The 16,321-nt window shown below is 44.1% G+C and carries 12 protein-coding genes and 1 pseudogene; 6 read left to right on the top strand and 7 right to left on the bottom strand.

Annotated features, from left to right (window positions below; all coding sequences use genetic code 11):
* Positions 1 to 325: 325 nt before the first annotated feature.
* The 3 genes from JGK20_RS25245 to JGK20_RS25235 form a co-directional block, all read right to left on the bottom strand.
* The gene (locus tag JGK20_RS25245; RefSeq protein ID WP_293204237.1) at positions 326 to 955 is read right to left on the bottom strand and encodes a response regulator transcription factor; all 630 of its coding nucleotides are present in this window, start codon (positions 953 to 955) and stop codon (positions 326 to 328) included.
* 7 nt (positions 956 to 962) lie between these two features.
* Positions 963 to 6,911, bottom strand: a complete 5,949-nt coding sequence (locus JGK20_RS25240) for an AAA family ATPase (protein WP_293232554.1) — start codon at positions 6,909 to 6,911, stop codon at positions 963 to 965.
* Between the two features lie 67 nt (positions 6,912 to 6,978).
* Positions 6,979 to 7,542, bottom strand: coding sequence for a XamI family restriction endonuclease (locus tag JGK20_RS25235; RefSeq protein ID WP_293232552.1), 564 nt, complete (start codon positions 7,540 to 7,542; stop codon positions 6,979 to 6,981).
* Positions 7,543 to 7,857: 315 nt separating this feature from the next.
* Here JGK20_RS25235 and ssb point away from each other — a divergent pair, with 315 nt between their 5' ends.
* Both ssb and JGK20_RS25225 read left to right on the top strand, forming a co-directional pair.
* Positions 7,858 to 8,259: a single-stranded DNA-binding protein gene (ssb, locus tag JGK20_RS25230; RefSeq protein WP_293232550.1), complete on the top strand. Its 402-nt coding sequence runs from the start codon at positions 7,858 to 7,860 to the stop codon at positions 8,257 to 8,259.
* 187 nt (positions 8,260 to 8,446) lie between these two features.
* Positions 8,447 to 8,860 carry a hypothetical protein gene (locus JGK20_RS25225; protein WP_293232548.1) on the top strand — a complete coding sequence of 138 codons (414 nt, stop codon included), beginning with the start codon at positions 8,447 to 8,449 and terminating at the stop codon, positions 8,858 to 8,860.
* 299 nt (positions 8,861 to 9,159) lie between these two features.
* Here JGK20_RS25225 and JGK20_RS25220 read toward each other — a convergent pair whose 3' ends face one another.
* From JGK20_RS25220 to JGK20_RS25205, 4 genes are all read right to left on the bottom strand, one after another.
* Complete coding sequence (locus JGK20_RS25220; RefSeq protein WP_293232546.1) at positions 9,160 to 10,269, bottom strand: hypothetical protein; 1,110 nt, start codon at positions 10,267 to 10,269, stop codon at positions 9,160 to 9,162.
* A gap of 147 nt (positions 10,270 to 10,416) precedes the next feature.
* Complete coding sequence (locus JGK20_RS25215; protein WP_293232544.1) at positions 10,417 to 10,833, bottom strand: hypothetical protein; 417 nt, start codon at positions 10,831 to 10,833, stop codon at positions 10,417 to 10,419.
* 129 nt (positions 10,834 to 10,962) lie between these two features.
* Positions 10,963 to 11,736, bottom strand: a complete 774-nt coding sequence (locus JGK20_RS25210) for a DNA-binding protein (protein ID WP_293232542.1) — start codon at positions 11,734 to 11,736, stop codon at positions 10,963 to 10,965.
* The gene (locus tag JGK20_RS25205; protein WP_293232540.1) at positions 11,733 to 12,659 is read right to left on the bottom strand and encodes a hypothetical protein; all 927 of its coding nucleotides are present in this window, start codon (positions 12,657 to 12,659) and stop codon (positions 11,733 to 11,735) included. The genes JGK20_RS25210 and JGK20_RS25205 overlap by 4 nt, the downstream gene beginning before the upstream one ends.
* Before the next feature lie 970 nt (positions 12,660 to 13,629).
* Here JGK20_RS25205 and JGK20_RS25200 point away from each other — a divergent pair.
* The 4 genes and pseudogenes from JGK20_RS25200 to JGK20_RS25185 all read left to right on the top strand — a co-directional run.
* Complete coding sequence (locus JGK20_RS25200) at positions 13,630 to 13,812, top strand: hypothetical protein (RefSeq protein ID WP_293232538.1); 183 nt, start codon at positions 13,630 to 13,632, stop codon at positions 13,810 to 13,812.
* Positions 13,813 to 14,301: 489 nt separating this feature from the next.
* On the top strand, positions 14,302 to 14,715 hold the full coding sequence (locus JGK20_RS25195) for a mobilization protein (protein ID WP_293232536.1): 414 nt from the start codon (positions 14,302 to 14,304) through the stop codon (positions 14,713 to 14,715).
* 65 nt (positions 14,716 to 14,780) lie between these two features.
* Entirely contained in the window at positions 14,781 to 15,509 is a 729-nt protein-coding gene (locus JGK20_RS25190) for a relaxase/mobilization nuclease domain-containing protein (RefSeq protein ID WP_293232534.1), read from the top strand.
* Positions 15,475 to 16,321 (top strand): annotated as a pseudogene (locus tag JGK20_RS25185) (relaxase); the annotation flags it as partial. The gene JGK20_RS25190 and the pseudogene JGK20_RS25185, both read left to right, overlap by 35 nt.

The following is a 16,321-nucleotide window of genomic DNA, read 5'->3' as shown; positions in this document are numbered from 1 at the left end:
ACCCAGATAAATCGTCTGCCCAATCTTCACAAATGGTTTGTGGAAATTTTCGCTAAACCCACATAGCTATTGGATCATTCTTTTTGTGGAGGCCTCTAACGTGAAAAGTCAGCTCTGGATAAGTATGAGGTAGCAGATCTTAAACTATACTCTAGCTTTACCAGAAGAATCGGTATAAAGCCTTTCCCTTCAGAGGTGAATTAGACAGGGATTATTCATTATTTCAATCCTCTTTAAAATATGAATCTCTGAAAGTACTGCTATATAATGGTTTTGAGCCTGTCATGATACAGCTTTATACGAATCGTTGTCATACCCGTACATCCTATAAGCTAACAATGCCGCGCTTAACAGCAACAATCACAGCTTGAGTGCGATCGCTCACATCTAACTTATTCAAAATCCGATTGACATGAGATTTAACCGTGCCTTCACCGATACTCAAAGCTGCCGCAATATCAGCATTACTCATCCCCTGCGCCAGTGAGCGGAGTACCTCTAGTTCTCTTTCACTCAGTTCTGGATTGCTGAGGCGCTGAACCAATTTTGCTCCCACATCGGGCGGAATATACTTCTGACCCCGATGAACGGTACGAATAGCATTCAGAAGCTCGTCAGGTTCAGTTTCTTTCAACAGGTATCCTTTTGCGCCTGCCTGCAATCCCCGATAGATATCTTCGTCACTATCATACGTGGTCAGGACAATAATTCGAGCAGATTTAGCGATCGCACAAATTGCCCTGATGGCGGCAACTCCCTCCACTTCAGGCATTCGCAGATCCATGAGCGTGACATTCGGTTGGTGTTCCTCAAATAGTGCGATCGCTTGTTCTCCATTTTCAGCTTGGGCAATCACCTGCATCTCTGGATCGCGATTAATAATCGTAGCTAATCCTTGCCGAAAAATAGCATGATCGTCTGCAATTAAAATCCGAATGGTCGTGGCTTGGCTCATCGTAATGCTACTCCCGATTGACGGTGACAATAATTTCTGTTCCTTGCCCAGGTTGACTGCTAATCGTGAGTTGTGCGCCGATGCGCTCTACTCGTTCGCTCATGCCGAGTAAGCCAAAACCCTCAGAGGATGGAATACTTCCAACTCCAAAGCCCTGCCCATTATCTTGCACGCGCAAGCAAAACCGATCGCGATCGTAGACTAGCTCCACTCGAATCTCGTCAGCATGGGCGTGTCTAATCGCATTGGTTAATGCTTCCTGTCCAATCCGCAGTAGGTTATTCTCGACTTCAGTGGGTAGAGCATACACTGTACCCTCGACCTCATAATACAAAGTTGTATCCATTGCGGCAGTTCTGGTCTGAGTCACCAGACGATGGAGAGCGCTCTGTAAACTGCCCTCCTCCAAAAGCTGAGGACGGAGCGCAACGACCGATCGCCGTGCTTCAATCAGTCCAGTTCGCGCCAATTCTTTGATTAGGTCTAGGTGTGCCTGAGTTGCTTCTAAATCATCCGTTAGCACCTGTTTTGCAGCTCCTACCTGAGCCAGAATGCCAGTAAACGCCTGAGCGAGTGTATCGTGAATTTCGCGTGCCATGCGGTTACGCTCTTCTAAAATTGAAGCTGCTTCAGCCCGTTTGCGATCGTCGATATCCGTAACAACTCCCAACGCTCGGATGGGTTCACCAGATTCATTCCAGGCAACAACGTTGCCAACAGCAAGAATCCATTTCCACTGACCATCCTGGGTACGATGGCGATACTCTGCTTGATAGTTGGGGACTTCTCCAGTAATACAAGCATGGTAAGTTGCAACTACTGATTCTCTGTCGTCAGGATGCAAACTCTCAATCCACTCAGATTTGGTCACGTGAAATGTTGCTGGATCGTAGCCCAGCATTAAAGCGTATTCTGGGTTAACCACAACTTCTTCAGTTTCGATGTTGAGATCGTAGAGTCCTTGATTTGAAGCGGTTAAGGCTAAGCGCAGTTGTTCTTCACTCGTTTGTAGAGCGGCTTCTGCCTGTTTGCGATCGCTAATATCCGCAATCACCCCTTCGATGTAGCCATCGTCTGCATTCAGATAAAGAGAGAAAAGCCCCCAAAACAATGTCCCATCTCGTTTTCGCATTTGGGCTTCAAAGCTTCGCACTTCCCGATCCCGCTTCAGCAACTCAATGAGGTGTTGGTGATCGCTGGGATCTGCATAATAGCCTATGACGTGTTCAAGCCCAATGATCTCCTCTGGTGAATCAAAGCCAAACAGATTAGCATGGCGTTGATTGGCATCGAGAAGTAATCCATCCGAGAGGCGGACTCGGTAGATGCCAACCTGCGAGTTTTCAAAGATATTGCGGAACTTGGTTTCACTGCGTTGCAATGCGGCTTCGGTTTGTTGACGTTCAGCCATCTCCTGCTGCAAGGCTTGAGTTCGCTCTTCTACTTTCCTTTCCAGGGTTTCGGCATAGTCTGCTAACTGTTCATATAACCGAGCATTCTCCAGTGAAATTGCTGCCTGAGCAATCAACAGTTTGAGGACTTGCAAGCGATCGCGGGTAAACACTGCGGTACTGAGCTTGTTCTCCAAATAAAGGATGCCGACAAGCTGATTTTGCTTGAGAATTGGCATAGAGAGGAGCGATCGCGTCTGTTGGTGTTGAATGTAAGGATCAGTTGAAAAAGACGATTCGCTGACGGCATCATCAAGAACTAAAGTTTCTTGAGTGCGTTCTACCAAGTGAATAACGGAGACAGGAATCGTTACACAGTCAGCAACAGCAAGCTTTTCCAGATCGCACTGTCTACTCCCACTGCATTGAGCCACCACAGTGAGCTGATCGTCTTCCAAGAGAATCAGAGCGCCAGTTTCGGCTCCTGCATTTTGTATCACTGCCTGCATCAACTTGGCAATTAATTGATCGAGATGGATAATTTCTGAGAGGGCTTGAGCCGCTTTCATCACCGCAGCCAAATCGATCGCCGCAGTCGAATGACTGATCGTTCCCTCGGTCAAAGTTGAATTTGATTGCCGAATTAAGTTGAAATTAAGTAGTTGTGGATAGCGTTTTTCTAAGTCTTTAACTTTAGCTTTTGCGCCCCAGCGATCGTAGCAATAGTGCGCTTCTTTCATGTAGGTTTGAGCAATTTTTGACCGACCTCGCGCCAGATAATGTTTAGCCGCTAATTCATAAGCTAATGCTTCTTCCTGGACATACTCATTTTCAGCAGTACCTGCAATCGCCCGTTCATAAAACTCCTCAGCCTCAAGAAATTGCCCTAAGACTCGCGCTTTCTCTGCCTCGACTAGATAAAATTTATGTAGATAATTCATTGGGGCATGTTCTGCCCATTTCTGCATCTTTTCTTGGTTGGTGTTAACAGAGTTTAGCCAAGCTGATTTTTCAGAGTTTGAAGCATCGAGCGATAGGCTCAAAAGCGCCAGAGAATGATAGAAGCAGAATACAGGTAAAACCGTTATTGCTGTCACCTCTTCAAAATATTGCCTTGCTAAAATAGCAGTCTGTATAGCTTGATGATATTCTTCAAATAAATAATGCAATATAACTTTGTACAGGTATAGCATTTTAATTGCACTTCCATCTTTAACTGCAAGGGCGTGTGGTAATGACTCCTCTTCATTACACACCCGACCAACTAAGCGACTGGGATTCTCAGACCTATCTAGCAAATTAAGAATGCTCTGCCACAGTATTGCAAGCCAATTCGAGGGGCTTTCCCGTCTGATTTGGCTGATCGCTTTGCTGTAAGTTGCTGTTTTTTGTTCTAGTTGGGTAAGTTTCTCTCCAGCAAAAAATGAGTTATGGCACACGAAATATGCAGTATAACCAGCAGATTCAAAGTCTCCGGTTTCCACCGCATTTTGATAAGAATCAACCAGAAATGTTATTGTTCTCCTAAGATGCACCTTCCAGTGCAGGATATGAAAACTCGAAAACATTAATGTTTTCGAGTTTCCTTTTTTGCTATGCAATCGTTCTGCCAAGCTGAGAGCCAGTTGTCCAAATTTATAACCGAGTTCAATGTCTTGAACAACTCCACATAGAACAGATCCGTAAGCAACATAACTATGTGGTGACCAGGTAGTATTACCGTAGTTAATTGACAGATTTACCCTCTTACATACAATCAGTATCCACAGTTCTGGTAACGTTATAAATACAGCAGACCCCATATTCGCTAGGATTGACAGAGCTGCCAGTGGTTCTGGTGCAGTCATCTCTGGTAAATCAATCAAGTCTTCGATTTCTCGTTCAGCAAATAGTGCAGCCGTTGACTCCAATTCCCTTTGAATATCTGCCTGACTTGGATTTTCTATTAAATCTATTCCCAAGAGCTTTAACGCTTCCAATCCAGTTTTTAGTACTTCTTTCAGGTTGCCCTGTGACAAATATCCTTGAATTCTACTATCGTAAGCCTGTACTTTGTCAACCACTGTTTTGGCACGATCAAGTACCACTTCTACCAACTGTTCCATCTCATCAAAGCGACCCTGGAGATACGCCGCTTCTGCTGCTTCTGAGTACAGCACTAAGGTGAGGTCATACTCACTCTGCCAACTCTCTGAATTGAGGAGTTGAAGCCCTGTAGTGAAATACTTAAAAGCTGCTTCATAAGCCGTTGCTGCCTTTGCTTTCTGACCTGCGATTAAATTCAATCTGGCAATTTTAGTTCGTTCTAATTGAGCAGAGACTAGCTCAGCTCCATGATTAAGATGATCGACAATCTCAAACAACCGCTCTGATAGCTGTTCTGGCAACGTTTTTTTGAGGAGATTGCGACCAATTTGCAAATGAACCACTTGTTTATGCGACTCATCAATCAAGGCGTAGGCGGCTTGCTGGACGCGATCGTGCAAGAACTTATACTCCTGAACTAACAAGTCTTCATCTAATTCAGAGAGAGGCTGAATCAATCCAGCTTGTATTGCTGCTAGTAAATCCAAAGAAATCGTCTGAGGAGACTGCTCACAAATGATCGCCAACGTCTCTAAATCAAATTCAGCCCCGACACAAGCAGCTAAGCGGAGCATTTGCTGGGTGCCTTCTGGTAATTTTTGCAACTTAAGCAGTAGTAACTCCACCACATTATCAGTCATGTTCTGGGCTTGAATCTGAGCCAGATTCCACTGCCAGCTTAGGTTTTCTGCATCAAAGCTCAACAGATTCTCGCTATACAGCAATCTTAAAAATTCACTGACAAAGAAAGGATTACCCTCAGTTTTACGCAGCACTAGCTCCGCTAAGGAACGAACAGTGTCAGTATTCTGATGTAGCGTCTCGGCAATCAACTGACTCAAAGGCTCAAGCATTAAGGGTGACAATACAATCTCTTGCAGCACTGCCCCTTGTTTTCGCAGTTCTGAGAGCATTAAGCTCAGTGGATGTGTGGGAGTCACTTCATTATCTCGATAGGCTCCAATCAAAAAGAGGGATTGGGCTTGCTCATCCAGTAGCATCAGTTCAATTAACTTGAGTGTCGCGGAGTCAATCCACTGCAAATCATCTAAGAAAATCGCAAGCGGATGCTCTTCCGAGCAAAACACCCGTATAAACTGCTGAAAAACTCGATTAAAGCGATTTTGAGCTTCAGTAGCTCCAACTTCTGGTACAGGTGGCTGCTTGCCAATAATTAATTCAACTTCGGGGATCACATCAATCATGAGTTGCCCATTACTCCCCAAAGCATTTAGAATTTGCGATCGCCACTGCTCCAATTGCTCATCTGGTTCACTCAATAACTGCTGCACCAATTTTCGCAGAGCATCAACGATTGCACTGTAGGGAATATTGCGCTGGAATTGATCGAACTTACCAGAGATAAAATAGCCACGCTTTGCCGTAATCGGTTTATAGAGTTCCTGCACTAACGCTGATTTACCAATCCCAGCATATCCAGAGACCAACATCATTTCGACTTTAAATCTTATTTCTGAATTATTCTGGAAACCAGCGATGCGATTGTTCTCTAAAGACGCTACGCGATCAAACGCCGCTAGTAACAGTGCAATTTCCTTCTCGCGTCCATACAGTTTTTGGGGAATTTGAAAGCGATCGCAAACATCCTGAAGTGCCAGTTGAATGCGATCGATTCGACCCATTTCTGCGAATTGGCGATCGCAAAGTTCTAAATCTGCCTTAATCCCCCAAGCACTCTGATAGCGATCTTCTGCATTTTTTGCCATTAGTTTCAGAATGATATCTGAAATGGGTTTAGGAATCGCTGCATTCATCTCGTGAGGGGGAACAGGCTGCTTGGCAATATGACAATGAACCAGCTCCAGCATATTCGTTGCGGGAAACGGTAGGTGTCCAGTTAGCAGTTCGTAAAACGTCACACCCAGCGAGTAAAAATCGGTGCGGTAATCGAGCATCCGGTTCATTCGCCCGGTTTGCTCTGGCGACAGGTATGCGGGGGTTCCTTCTAGAAGATGGAGGCTTTTGAATGTGGGATTGGTGCGACTGAAGCGAGTGGCAATGCCAAAATCAATGATTTTGACAACGCCAGTCTTCGGATTAAAGACAATGTTGCTAAGATTAATATCTTTATGAATGACATGAGCCGCATGAATTTTGCCTAAAGTATCAGTAATGGCGATCGCCATATTCAAAAAAACCGACAACGGCATGGGATAGAAGTCTAATTGCTGCCGCATCCAGTATTCTAAAGACTCTCCACCAAAGTCTTCCAAAAGAATAACCAGCGTGCGCTGGTAGTCTTGCTGGCTGTATGCCTTGACTACGCCTTCAATGTTGAGAGAGCGAGTAATTTCATACTCCTGCCGATAGCGAGTTAATTCATGAGGAGAGGGATAATCCTGCTTGAGAACTTTGGCAATCACTGCACGATTATCTTGCTCTCTGATGCCCCGATACACCAAAGAAGCTAAGCTCTCATAGATTTTGCTGTGGATAGTAACTCCAGGCAGGGTAATCATTGAATGCTCACCGACGAAGGACTGTCATCCGTTTCCCAAAGTATATCACTTGCCAAACTCCAGAAAATTAAGCTTCTTGGTGAATTTTTGCTGACGGGGCGACAGGTCGCCTGAAAATCAGAGTGCGAACGATCGGGTCAGAAATAGCACCGCAAAGGCGATCGGCTACAATTGTTGCTCTTTGAACTTCACTATCAGTCGGTTGCTGTCCGCTTTCTAGCCAAGGAAAAATATCTTTGTCGAGCAGTCGTGCAATAATTTGACTAATTTTTGTTAGTTCAGCATCCAGAGTTGCAATGTCTGCGCGGGGCGGAATTCGTTGTTTCTCTTCCATATTTTTGACCAGGTTGGGCGACACTCCTGCTAAACCGATCAGGCGATCGCGCGCAATTGGCGGCGCTGCCGCCATGCGTAAAATGGGCAAAACCTCTGGATGCTTTCGCAGCAGGGCGGACGTGATGTTCGTCAGATTAGCTGTCTCTGCTAAGGCGGATTCAACTTGTTGAGTTGTAGCAATGCGAGTGTCGCGGTAGGCTTTTGGAGCGAACTGCATGAACCAATTGTTGTAAAAGTCTACCGACAGGGCAATATCGGGTTTCCACAAGTGTGGTTTATCGGCATTAACTGGCACTGCATCTCCTCTAATCGCGACCCTCGCTTAAATAGCTTAGATTGCTGGAACGTCTCTGTTGTATTATCCATCAAGCGGTTGCTTTTGAGGCAGACCTAGTTAACAGGACTTAAACAAATTTTCAGCCCATATAAATCCTAAAATGGCTTTATATGCAGCAAATACGTCCATATTTTATTAGAAAATTGTACCATGCTTAGCACTAATTTTTTATGAAAATTACATCATTAATAAAAATTAACGGTATTTAATTAAAATAAATTGATTAATAAGAGCGCTACGCGCAAAATTTACAACCATCAAAGAGGAATTTGCATGAACACAATTATACTTGTAGGTCGCCTCGGTCGAGATCCCGAAATTACCTACTTTCAATCGGGATCGTCTGTGACAAAATCTTCTCTTGCCATCAAGAGAAAAATGTCTGATGAAACTGACTGGTTTTCCATTGAAGCTTGGGGGAAAACAGGTGAGGTACTTACCAATTACACCAGAAAAGGCAACCTCGTCGGTGTCGAAGGTCAAGTAACCGTCGAAAGCTGGACGGGACACAACGGCGAATTTCATTCAAAACTGGTTGTCAAAATCCAGCGCGTAACTCTCCTAGAGAAACGCGATCGAGAAACACAAACCGCAACTCTTCCCAAAGTAAACTCTTTCGGGAAAATTCCGTACAACCACAACGGCAAAACCCCGGTTTCAGCAAAGGTATTTTAACATCTATCTTTGCTGAAATGAACCAATCATACCAATTTACTATGAAGCTGCATAGAACATAGATAAGCTGAAAACAAAGCTAGGTTTCGATTTTGTTACCTGCGATTCTACTATGCAACTTTATTTAAATTTGGTATCGCGGCATCGAATATTAGCAATCAACCACATAAATACAGGAGAACCTCTCATGATGCAAAGTTGCACGCTATCTCTGATAGTCATAAAAGATGACGAGTATGACTTCAGACAACAAGGCGAAAATAGCCTTGTTACAGGCACTGGAATTTTTGAGTTTCGCAGTCGAGAAGACATGGAATTTGCTACCATTCCATTCTCTGCTAAAAATTTGTCTGCCGAACTCATTGAGTCTCAAAATACTGACAAGATTTTGTGTACCTGTAAAGGATACATCACATTTGAAGAAAATATTCCTGTCTTCAATATAGAAGATGCGGAAATAGCGGAAATTAAGACTAAACCACAGGCGGAAACTCAAGTAAAACCGGAATTTGCATCAAAACTAACTGCAAAAAGCCAGGGTAAGACGAAACCTGAATTTCAACCGCAGTCCAAATCAAAACCTGTTTCTAAACAGCAATAAGAAGCAGAACTGACTTCGTTTGAGAGTAGCTTTCAAACTGAGATGGAACTAGACGAGAGTGAATATACTCACATTCCGTTTTAGATGAGTTTAGGAAAAATCCCCATTTGGGGATTTTTTTTTCAAGACTCTCCGATTTCATAATTTATACATATTAAATAAGTTGTCAAATAAGTTGGTAGACAATTTGCGTCGCAGTCGTTGAGTGCAATCACACCTGAATAAATCTGCGATCGCATCCAAAATCCAAAGAGTACAGAGTGCTAATACAATGCAATTACCTTTCGGTTTCAAGTCAATTATAAATTCGCCTGAAGCAAACGTTGTTTTAATCCAGAACGTTTACTATATTGCTCATGCAGTTGTTTTATCCGTGTTAAAAATTTGGTTTCTTGGTTTTGATAATCTGCCAAGTCTCTGAGTTTTAAAAGTAACGGCACTACTTCGTCGTAAGATTTAGAAGTTCCTCTTTGAATAAGAGCATCTACATCTTCCCAAGCAGCCGTTTCTCGCTGAGCAAAAATTTCCAATTCTCTGATTCGTAAAACTTCAGTTGCCTGTTCTTTTCTATGTTCGCTCTGTTCTTGTTCCTGTTCTGCGCTTTCCAAAAGCTGTTTAATTGTCCGTTCTCCTAAACTTTCATTTTGCATAACTCCCATCATTTCTGATGATTTTTTACGCAATTCAAAGGATAAATTAGCTTCTCCTTTGGCTAACCGCAATAAAAAGGCATCACTTTCAGAACGATCGAGTTTTTTTATAGCTTCTTTTAGGCTCTTGTCTGAAATTGAAGGTTTAGCCACACTAGCACTTGTTGCCACCTTTAGCAGATGCTCGTTCAATTCAAAAGCATCTATAAAAGCCTGTAACGATGAAGATAGCTTACCCAACCCAGGAGGAACAGGTGGCTCTAACTCTTCTTCATCGAATTCATCAATAAGATCGGGACAGGTAATCGCTTTCAGCCAAGCCAGATAAAGTAAACGATAATCTCCCTGCAAAATCTCCTGCCGCGAACCTATCAAAGAGGATAGATTTCCTTCTCCTTCTATCCACCCAAAACCTTCTTCGTCGTTAATAGAAATGTCTAAAATGACAAAATTATTAATTTCAGAAACAGCAATCAGATCCTCAATGCAATATTTCTGCATCTGTTCAAGATCAATCGAACCTTTAGGGAAACGAAACATTAGTTGTAATGTCCCCCAATTAGCCGTATAAAACATGGCATCGAAGTATTTGGCTAATACTTGTTCTGGACTGCCTCGAAAATCTCCATAGCTATAAGTAAATATCGCTGTGGTAGAACTTAGTTGTACGCGACTAGAGAGTAGGCTGATTTCTTCTTTTTCAGCTTTAGTCAACGGTCGGTCGATGGTTTTAAACTCGTAGTATTGATATTCGCTCATAAAAATATATGGTAAGTGAGAAACTCACAGTCTTTAGACCTGATATCAATTATGGTTGTACTCAGAAATGATTGTTTACTGTTGACTGTTTGAAGATTTGAACAATACCGATGTAACCGGAAACGATATGAGAGTAGTCAATTTTGGTTACTGCAAATACACGGCAGAAATGGCAAAGGCTTCTTCAGGAGTACCGTAGAAACTGCCATTCTTGAACATACAAAGCTCATATTTTTCATTACTGTAGGTGTAAAACCCCAGACTCCAAGCTTCAACATCGTCAAAGTAGCGTAGCCGACACAGGTGAGTGGGACTATTTCGCATTCGTTCTAAATATTCCTCGCGAGATACGGGAAAGTCTTTGGGTGGAAAATCTGGGGGGCAATCAGGTTCTTTATAGGCATCAATGTAACAAAACTGACCGCGAAAGCGGATGTCTAGGCGAGTATACTTGCCAGCGTAGCGATCGGCAGCATAATCGAGAACACGCTGCTTTACCTGTTGTTGAACGGCGGGAGGGATTTTAACTCCGCCTGCATTTGGATCTTTTACCCAAGGGGACATTTAGCTGCTCCGATACGCTACTCACAGAGTTAGTCTAATTGACTTGCCAAGCTTAGTGGCTAACATTTAATCAAACTTTAGATTCAGTCGCTCAAGCTAGAGCGCTCGATCGCTTCACTTCAAAAATCTTCAAAGTATTGTAGCCCCCGTAGCAGCCAGTTCTGAAAAAATAGGTTGATACAGCAAACTAGAAAACGGTTGAAAACCTCCCCCTCCCTGAACAGCCAAGTGACAAAGTAATCGGAACGCTTGCGGTGCCGGCGACAAATTGACTTGCTCAACCACAATTTGTACCCTTTCAGGTTCCTGGTACAGCCTCAAAAAATCAGACTCCAGCAAATACTTAGGACAGTTGCCAACTCGACAGCCATCGACTGTTGATAGCGATAAAATGCGGCGAATATAGCCATTTTCAATATGCTCAATTTCAACTGGTTGCAACAAATCACCCGGCTGCAATCTGTCAATTCGATTTAAGCCGTCAGAAGGTAAATGTTGCAATTCGCGAGCAAAGAAATGGAAGTGATACAGCCCATCCTCATCCACTTCTTCTGGGGAAAAAACTTCCAACCTATCTGTTACCCGCTGTCCGCCACTGCGAGCTAGTAAAAGCATGGAGTCATTCTCAGATTGGGAGAGATTTAACCAGTGCAAAAAATCTGGATAGTCGGGGCGAGAGGGGCGCAGCAGCCGATTGGAAAAAACCGAAAATAATTCGGGTGAAAAGTACACTTTGTCCCAGTCAGGAAACGACCACAAAGGTTTAAAACCACCTTGCCGTTGTGCTACTATTGCCCCAGCCGTGTAAGCGAATTGGTAGCTATTTCCATCGCTCGTCAGCCGGCCGATAGGGAACCAAGCGTGACTTGGTAGTTCGTTCCAAGCAACAAATAAAGTATTCAACAAAGTTCCTCCCGCAGTAAAAGCAGCCGACGCTGGTTAATTTCTAATATCTGTTGGGCAAAAGCAATTGCCGCCTCTGAAATGCGTTCCCTTGGAATTCGTTCAAATAGAGCTAGCGTATCAGTAGCCGACACTGCCTCCAGGCGTTCTTGCCACACTCTAGCTGCCTGGGGGTGCCGTTGTGCTGCTGCTTGAAAGACATCAAGAGGAGACAGGGCTTTTTTGTCCCCCACAAAAGCATAGAATGCAGACCTGCATTTAGCTGTATAGGCAGCCACAGCGTTGTTTTTGAGCCGTTCGAGCCGCTTGGAGTCTAGCAGTTCCCTACCGAGGCTGGATGCGTGGTCGTAGGTGGGAGCAAGATGCGCTGTCACCTGGGGCGTTTGAATTCCTCTTACTTCGACAAATCCCCAGTTTTCGTGGTGGCGGTCTGTGTTACCAATCCAAGCATCTAACATTAGGTATCCAACAAAGGTGTCCGCTGCCGTCGCGATACCGTCTGGCGGCGTCCAGTTGAGGGGCTGTTCCACTGCGCTGTTGCTGATGGTGTCCAACACGACATCGAGGGTGTGTTGCGACACGTTAAACGCTTGAAATCGGGGGTAGTCTGGCACTATGGGAGCTAAAATATCGTTGCCGGGGATAAGGGTACCTGTCGAGGGCACGAAGGATGGAGAAACAGTGCCGAAAGCGCTATTCCAGGTTGCTAGTTCAATGGCGGCGTTGGGCAGTCCGAGTAACCCGCACAACTCTGATGCTATCTTTTCTGCCCAATCTTCGCCTGTATTGGGGCGAGATTGTTTGTACAGGCAACGCCCTAGTTCTGGATGGTAAAACCAAAACTTGGGCTTGGTTCCCATCGCCTCGGTATCGGAGGCGGCGTCTGTTGGAACAGCGATGATGGGAAATGGTGTTGTTGGCACTTGTCCGCTCGATTCCGTTCTGAAAAACTTACCCAAACCTACCCTAGTCTAGACTTTCGCAGAACATACAGCTTTCGCGAACATTGCGGTGCATCCGGCTATCGCCGTTACTCCCTAAAAAATCAAGTCGCGAGCGTGGTCAGGGGGTAAATTTTTACTTGACTTTCAAGCTCGATCGGACAATAACAGTTTAGCCGATTGTAAAGCCCGGGCCCTCCAAGTACATTTCACCCGACTGTCAAGGCTGGTATAACGGCTGCTGTGTTGCCAATTTTCTCACACTTCTGAAATTTGATTTTCAATTCAACTTACCATACCGTAACTTGACTATTAAATCAATTCACTTGTTGTTAAAAACGCTAAAAAATAGCTAATTGTTGTGGAGCGCTAAAGTCTGGCAAGTGCCGTATAAAGTCAGGTATTTGCTGTACAAAAACAGGTATAATACAGGCAATAGCAGGAACTGCATTCTCTCTGATTGTATCGGAAAATATCCAGCAAACGCCTGAATTGATCGGTCAACTTGCTGCTTTTTTGTGCTGTTCATGCCTTGACCTGTTGGGACTGGTTATGGCGGTTCTTGATTAGTAGCAAGCAATGGTTTTGCGATCGCAAACGGCGACTTTATATTTCAGATCTCAAAATAATCCACCCCATGAATATAGATTCCTGTCTGTACTAATAAGGTGAAAAATTATAACGACCATTGATAACTGAAAGTCGATCGACTGCTGTAAACCGAGCGCGCCGTTCCCTCACGGTTGCTGTAAATCAAGCACGCCATTCTCTCACGGCTGCTGTAAATCAAGCCGTAGTTCCCTCACGGCTACTGTAAACCGAGTGCGTAGGAGGTCACGGAGCTTTGATCGCAAGATTGAATTAAAGCGAAGGGAGCGAATAATTCGCAATCCTTCATCCGACCTTCGTAATTATTCGGTTATTCGGCCTCTCACGAGTCAGGGAGAAGAATTTGAGCGAGAAGAAAAGAAAAAGCTTTTCTTTATTTCAAGCATCAGACGATCGAGGAAATGTTAATGAAGGATTGCCACTCGCTCGAATGGCGATTTATGCCTTGACTTTTACAGTTGCCAACTCGATAGCGAGCGATCGCGACGCAGGAATTTGCAGTAATAAGTCAGTCGGCAAGCTGTAAAAAAACAGTGAGGATACAGGCATTTACAGGAATTGTACTCTACCTGTTTTTACCCGAAAATGTCCGGCTTGCCCGTTGCATTTTACTGTTCCTTTACTGCTTTGTAGCAAGCAATGGTTTTGTCCGTACAAAACCTTATTTATTACTTTAAAATAAAAATAATGCACCCTCCTTTTGCGGAATCCTAACCGCAACGTAGGGTTTAAGACTTTCTTAAGCTTTAATGACAAATGTAGCTAACTGTAATACAAATTAAGCTGAATATTATACAGCTCTAATAAATTAGACGGGGGAAGGAGTTGACAACGCCGAGCGTGTCGAGCAAACACTTTAAAAAACAAATGGTAGGCTCATCAGTTATTGAGTAGCGATCGCAGCAACCAGTTATCCTCAAATGGCGGGGGTTACTTTACGCCCCTAGTTTGCTATTTTGGGGTGAAGTTGAAAGTAGTTATAGATTTATAAAATGAGATAAACTCAACTATTTTTATGACTATGAAGCTCAAAAATTTTCCTCAACAGCAGCAAAATCAGAGACTTTCGAGTCGGCTGGAACTGAGATTGTCTGACTCAGACTACAATCAAATTAAAGCAAGAGCAGAGCAAGTCAATTTGAGCATGAGCGACTTCATGCGCCGTGCAGCTTTAAGGAGAACCATGCCACGCCCTCTAGCTGCATTCGACTTAAAAGCCTATCAAGTTTTATGCAAGATTGATGCCCAATTGAGAATTGCAGGAAATCACCTCAATCAGATTGCTAAAGCTTGCAATAGTGCTGTGGCATTGGGAGAACCAGTTCTTGTCAACACAGAACTCTTAAAAAGCGTACAGCAACTGATTCGAGAAAACGGGGGTGCAATTAAAGCTATGGTTGCAAACCTCGCCAAATCTACAGTACGCTAATTATTAACAAGCCTGGGCTTTACCGCCTGAGCAATCGATTCTGTGCAACTGACGGCTTTTCGGTTATGATTGGCAAACAAATCAAAGGTACAGGCTTTCGGGGCTGCCTGAACTACGTACTGGGCAAAAAAGACGCCGCTCTAATTGGTGGCACTATGTGCGGACAAACTCCTGAAGAACTCGCTGCTGAATTTGCGATCGCCCGACAACTAAGACCTAACCTGAAAGTAGCAGTTTTTCACGCCACATTATCTGTTGCAAGCACCGAGAAACTAGAAGATTCTGAAGAAAATGACCAGCGCTGGCTGGCGATCGCAGCCGGCTACATGAAAACGATGGGATTTGACAACAACCAGTATACAGTTGTCAAGCACAGCGATACAAAACACGACCACATTCACATCGTCGCCAGTCGCATTCGCCTAGATGGAAGTGTCGTTGACGATAGCTGGGATTATTACAAAAGCCAAGAAACTATTCGCCAGCTCGAACAGGACTACAATCTAAAAATTGTCGCGCCGAGTTGGGAAAAAGACAAGCGAGCTCAAACTACAGGAGAACACAGGAACTTACAAAGCAAGGGAAACAAGAGCGTCAGGGTGCAATTACAAGACCTAATTGATGAAGTTACCCAAGATAACCCAACTATGCCAGAATTCGTTGAGCGGTTGCAGCAACAAGGCCCAGAGGTGCAAGTCAGACTGACTCGAACTGGGTTCAGTAAAGGCATTTCTTACAATTTAGATGGAGTCGCTTTAAGTGGCACTCAATTGGGCAAAGCCTGCCCTAATTGAGGCTTTAATGCAGCCACAACACTTAGCTATCGCCCCCAGTGAGGCAGAGGAAAATGAGTTAGAGTCGTCACAATTCGAGTTAGTAGCAGGCGCGGCTGCAACTCCTGCAACAGCAAATGAGTTAGAGTTGTCACAATTTGAGCTAGCAGCAAGCGCACCTGCAACTCTTGCAACAACAGCAAATAAATTAGAGTTGTCACAATCTGAGCTAGAAACAACCGCACCTGCTACTCCTGCAACAGCAAATGAGTTAGAGTTACAACTATCAATCCTGCCTGAAAGGAATGAAACTCAGTGGCAAAAAGTGCGATCGCATCTAGCAGTCGAGTACAGTTTACCTTTAGAATTGCTTGAAAAATTGCACTCTCATTCTTGGCTGTATGCCGGCTTAGAAAAGGCTGTCTTTACGGCACGGACGCTTGACGGGGAAGCCCGGTTCGCTTTTGTTCTAGATGAATTGGGCAACTTTACTACAACCCATCCCCTGTCATCTGAAGCTGCTTTCTGGGTAGCTACTACTGGAGAAATCGAGCGAGCTGTGATTGCCTGTAACCCAATTGAAGCTCTTTCAATTTTGCTTATTGAACAGGAAAATAACCAGGATAACTCTGCAATAACACCACCCACAATTTACCTAGGAATTGAACGAGCTTCACAACTGCCTATACAATTATTACAAGAACTCGATAGCGTTATTATAGCGATCGCAGAAGATTATATGCTCGCTCGAAATGCAAGCGAGCTGCTACCGAATGCAGAACTTGTTAATCCACAGTCAAGTTGGAATGATATCTGGATACAATTAATTGAGC

The sequence above is a fragment of the Microcoleus sp. PH2017_05_CCC_O_A genome, assembly GCF_020738785.1.
In the GTDB taxonomy this organism is placed as follows: domain Bacteria; phylum Cyanobacteriota; class Cyanobacteriia; order Cyanobacteriales; family Microcoleaceae; genus Microcoleus.
The sequence above is the reverse complement of the archived record's forward strand: the minus strand, read 5'-3'. Positions and strand labels throughout refer to the sequence as shown.

Excerpts from the sequence above, each read along its gene's own strand:
- JGK20_RS25245 (WP_293204237.1), bottom strand. The coding sequence starts at position 955 with ATGAGCCAAGCCACGACCATTCGGATTTTAATTGCAGACGATCATGCT.
- JGK20_RS25190 (WP_293232534.1), top strand. The coding sequence starts at position 14,781 with ATGATTGGCAAACAAATCAAAGGTACAGGCTTTCGGGGCTGCCTGAAC.
- JGK20_RS25215 (WP_293232544.1), bottom strand. The coding sequence starts at position 10,833 with ATGTCCCCTTGGGTAAAAGATCCAAATGCAGGCGGAGTTAAAATCCCT.
- JGK20_RS25225 (WP_293232548.1), top strand. The coding sequence starts at position 8,447 with ATGATGCAAAGTTGCACGCTATCTCTGATAGTCATAAAAGATGACGAG.
- JGK20_RS25195 (WP_293232536.1), top strand. The coding sequence starts at position 14,302 with ATGACTATGAAGCTCAAAAATTTTCCTCAACAGCAGCAAAATCAGAGA.
- JGK20_RS25220 (WP_293232546.1), bottom strand. The coding sequence starts at position 10,269 with ATGAGCGAATATCAATACTACGAGTTTAAAACCATCGACCGACCGTTG.
- JGK20_RS25240 (WP_293232554.1), bottom strand. The coding sequence starts at position 6,911 with ATGATTACCCTGCCTGGAGTTACTATCCACAGCAAAATCTATGAGAGC.
- ssb (WP_293232550.1), top strand. The coding sequence starts at position 7,858 with ATGAACACAATTATACTTGTAGGTCGCCTCGGTCGAGATCCCGAAATT.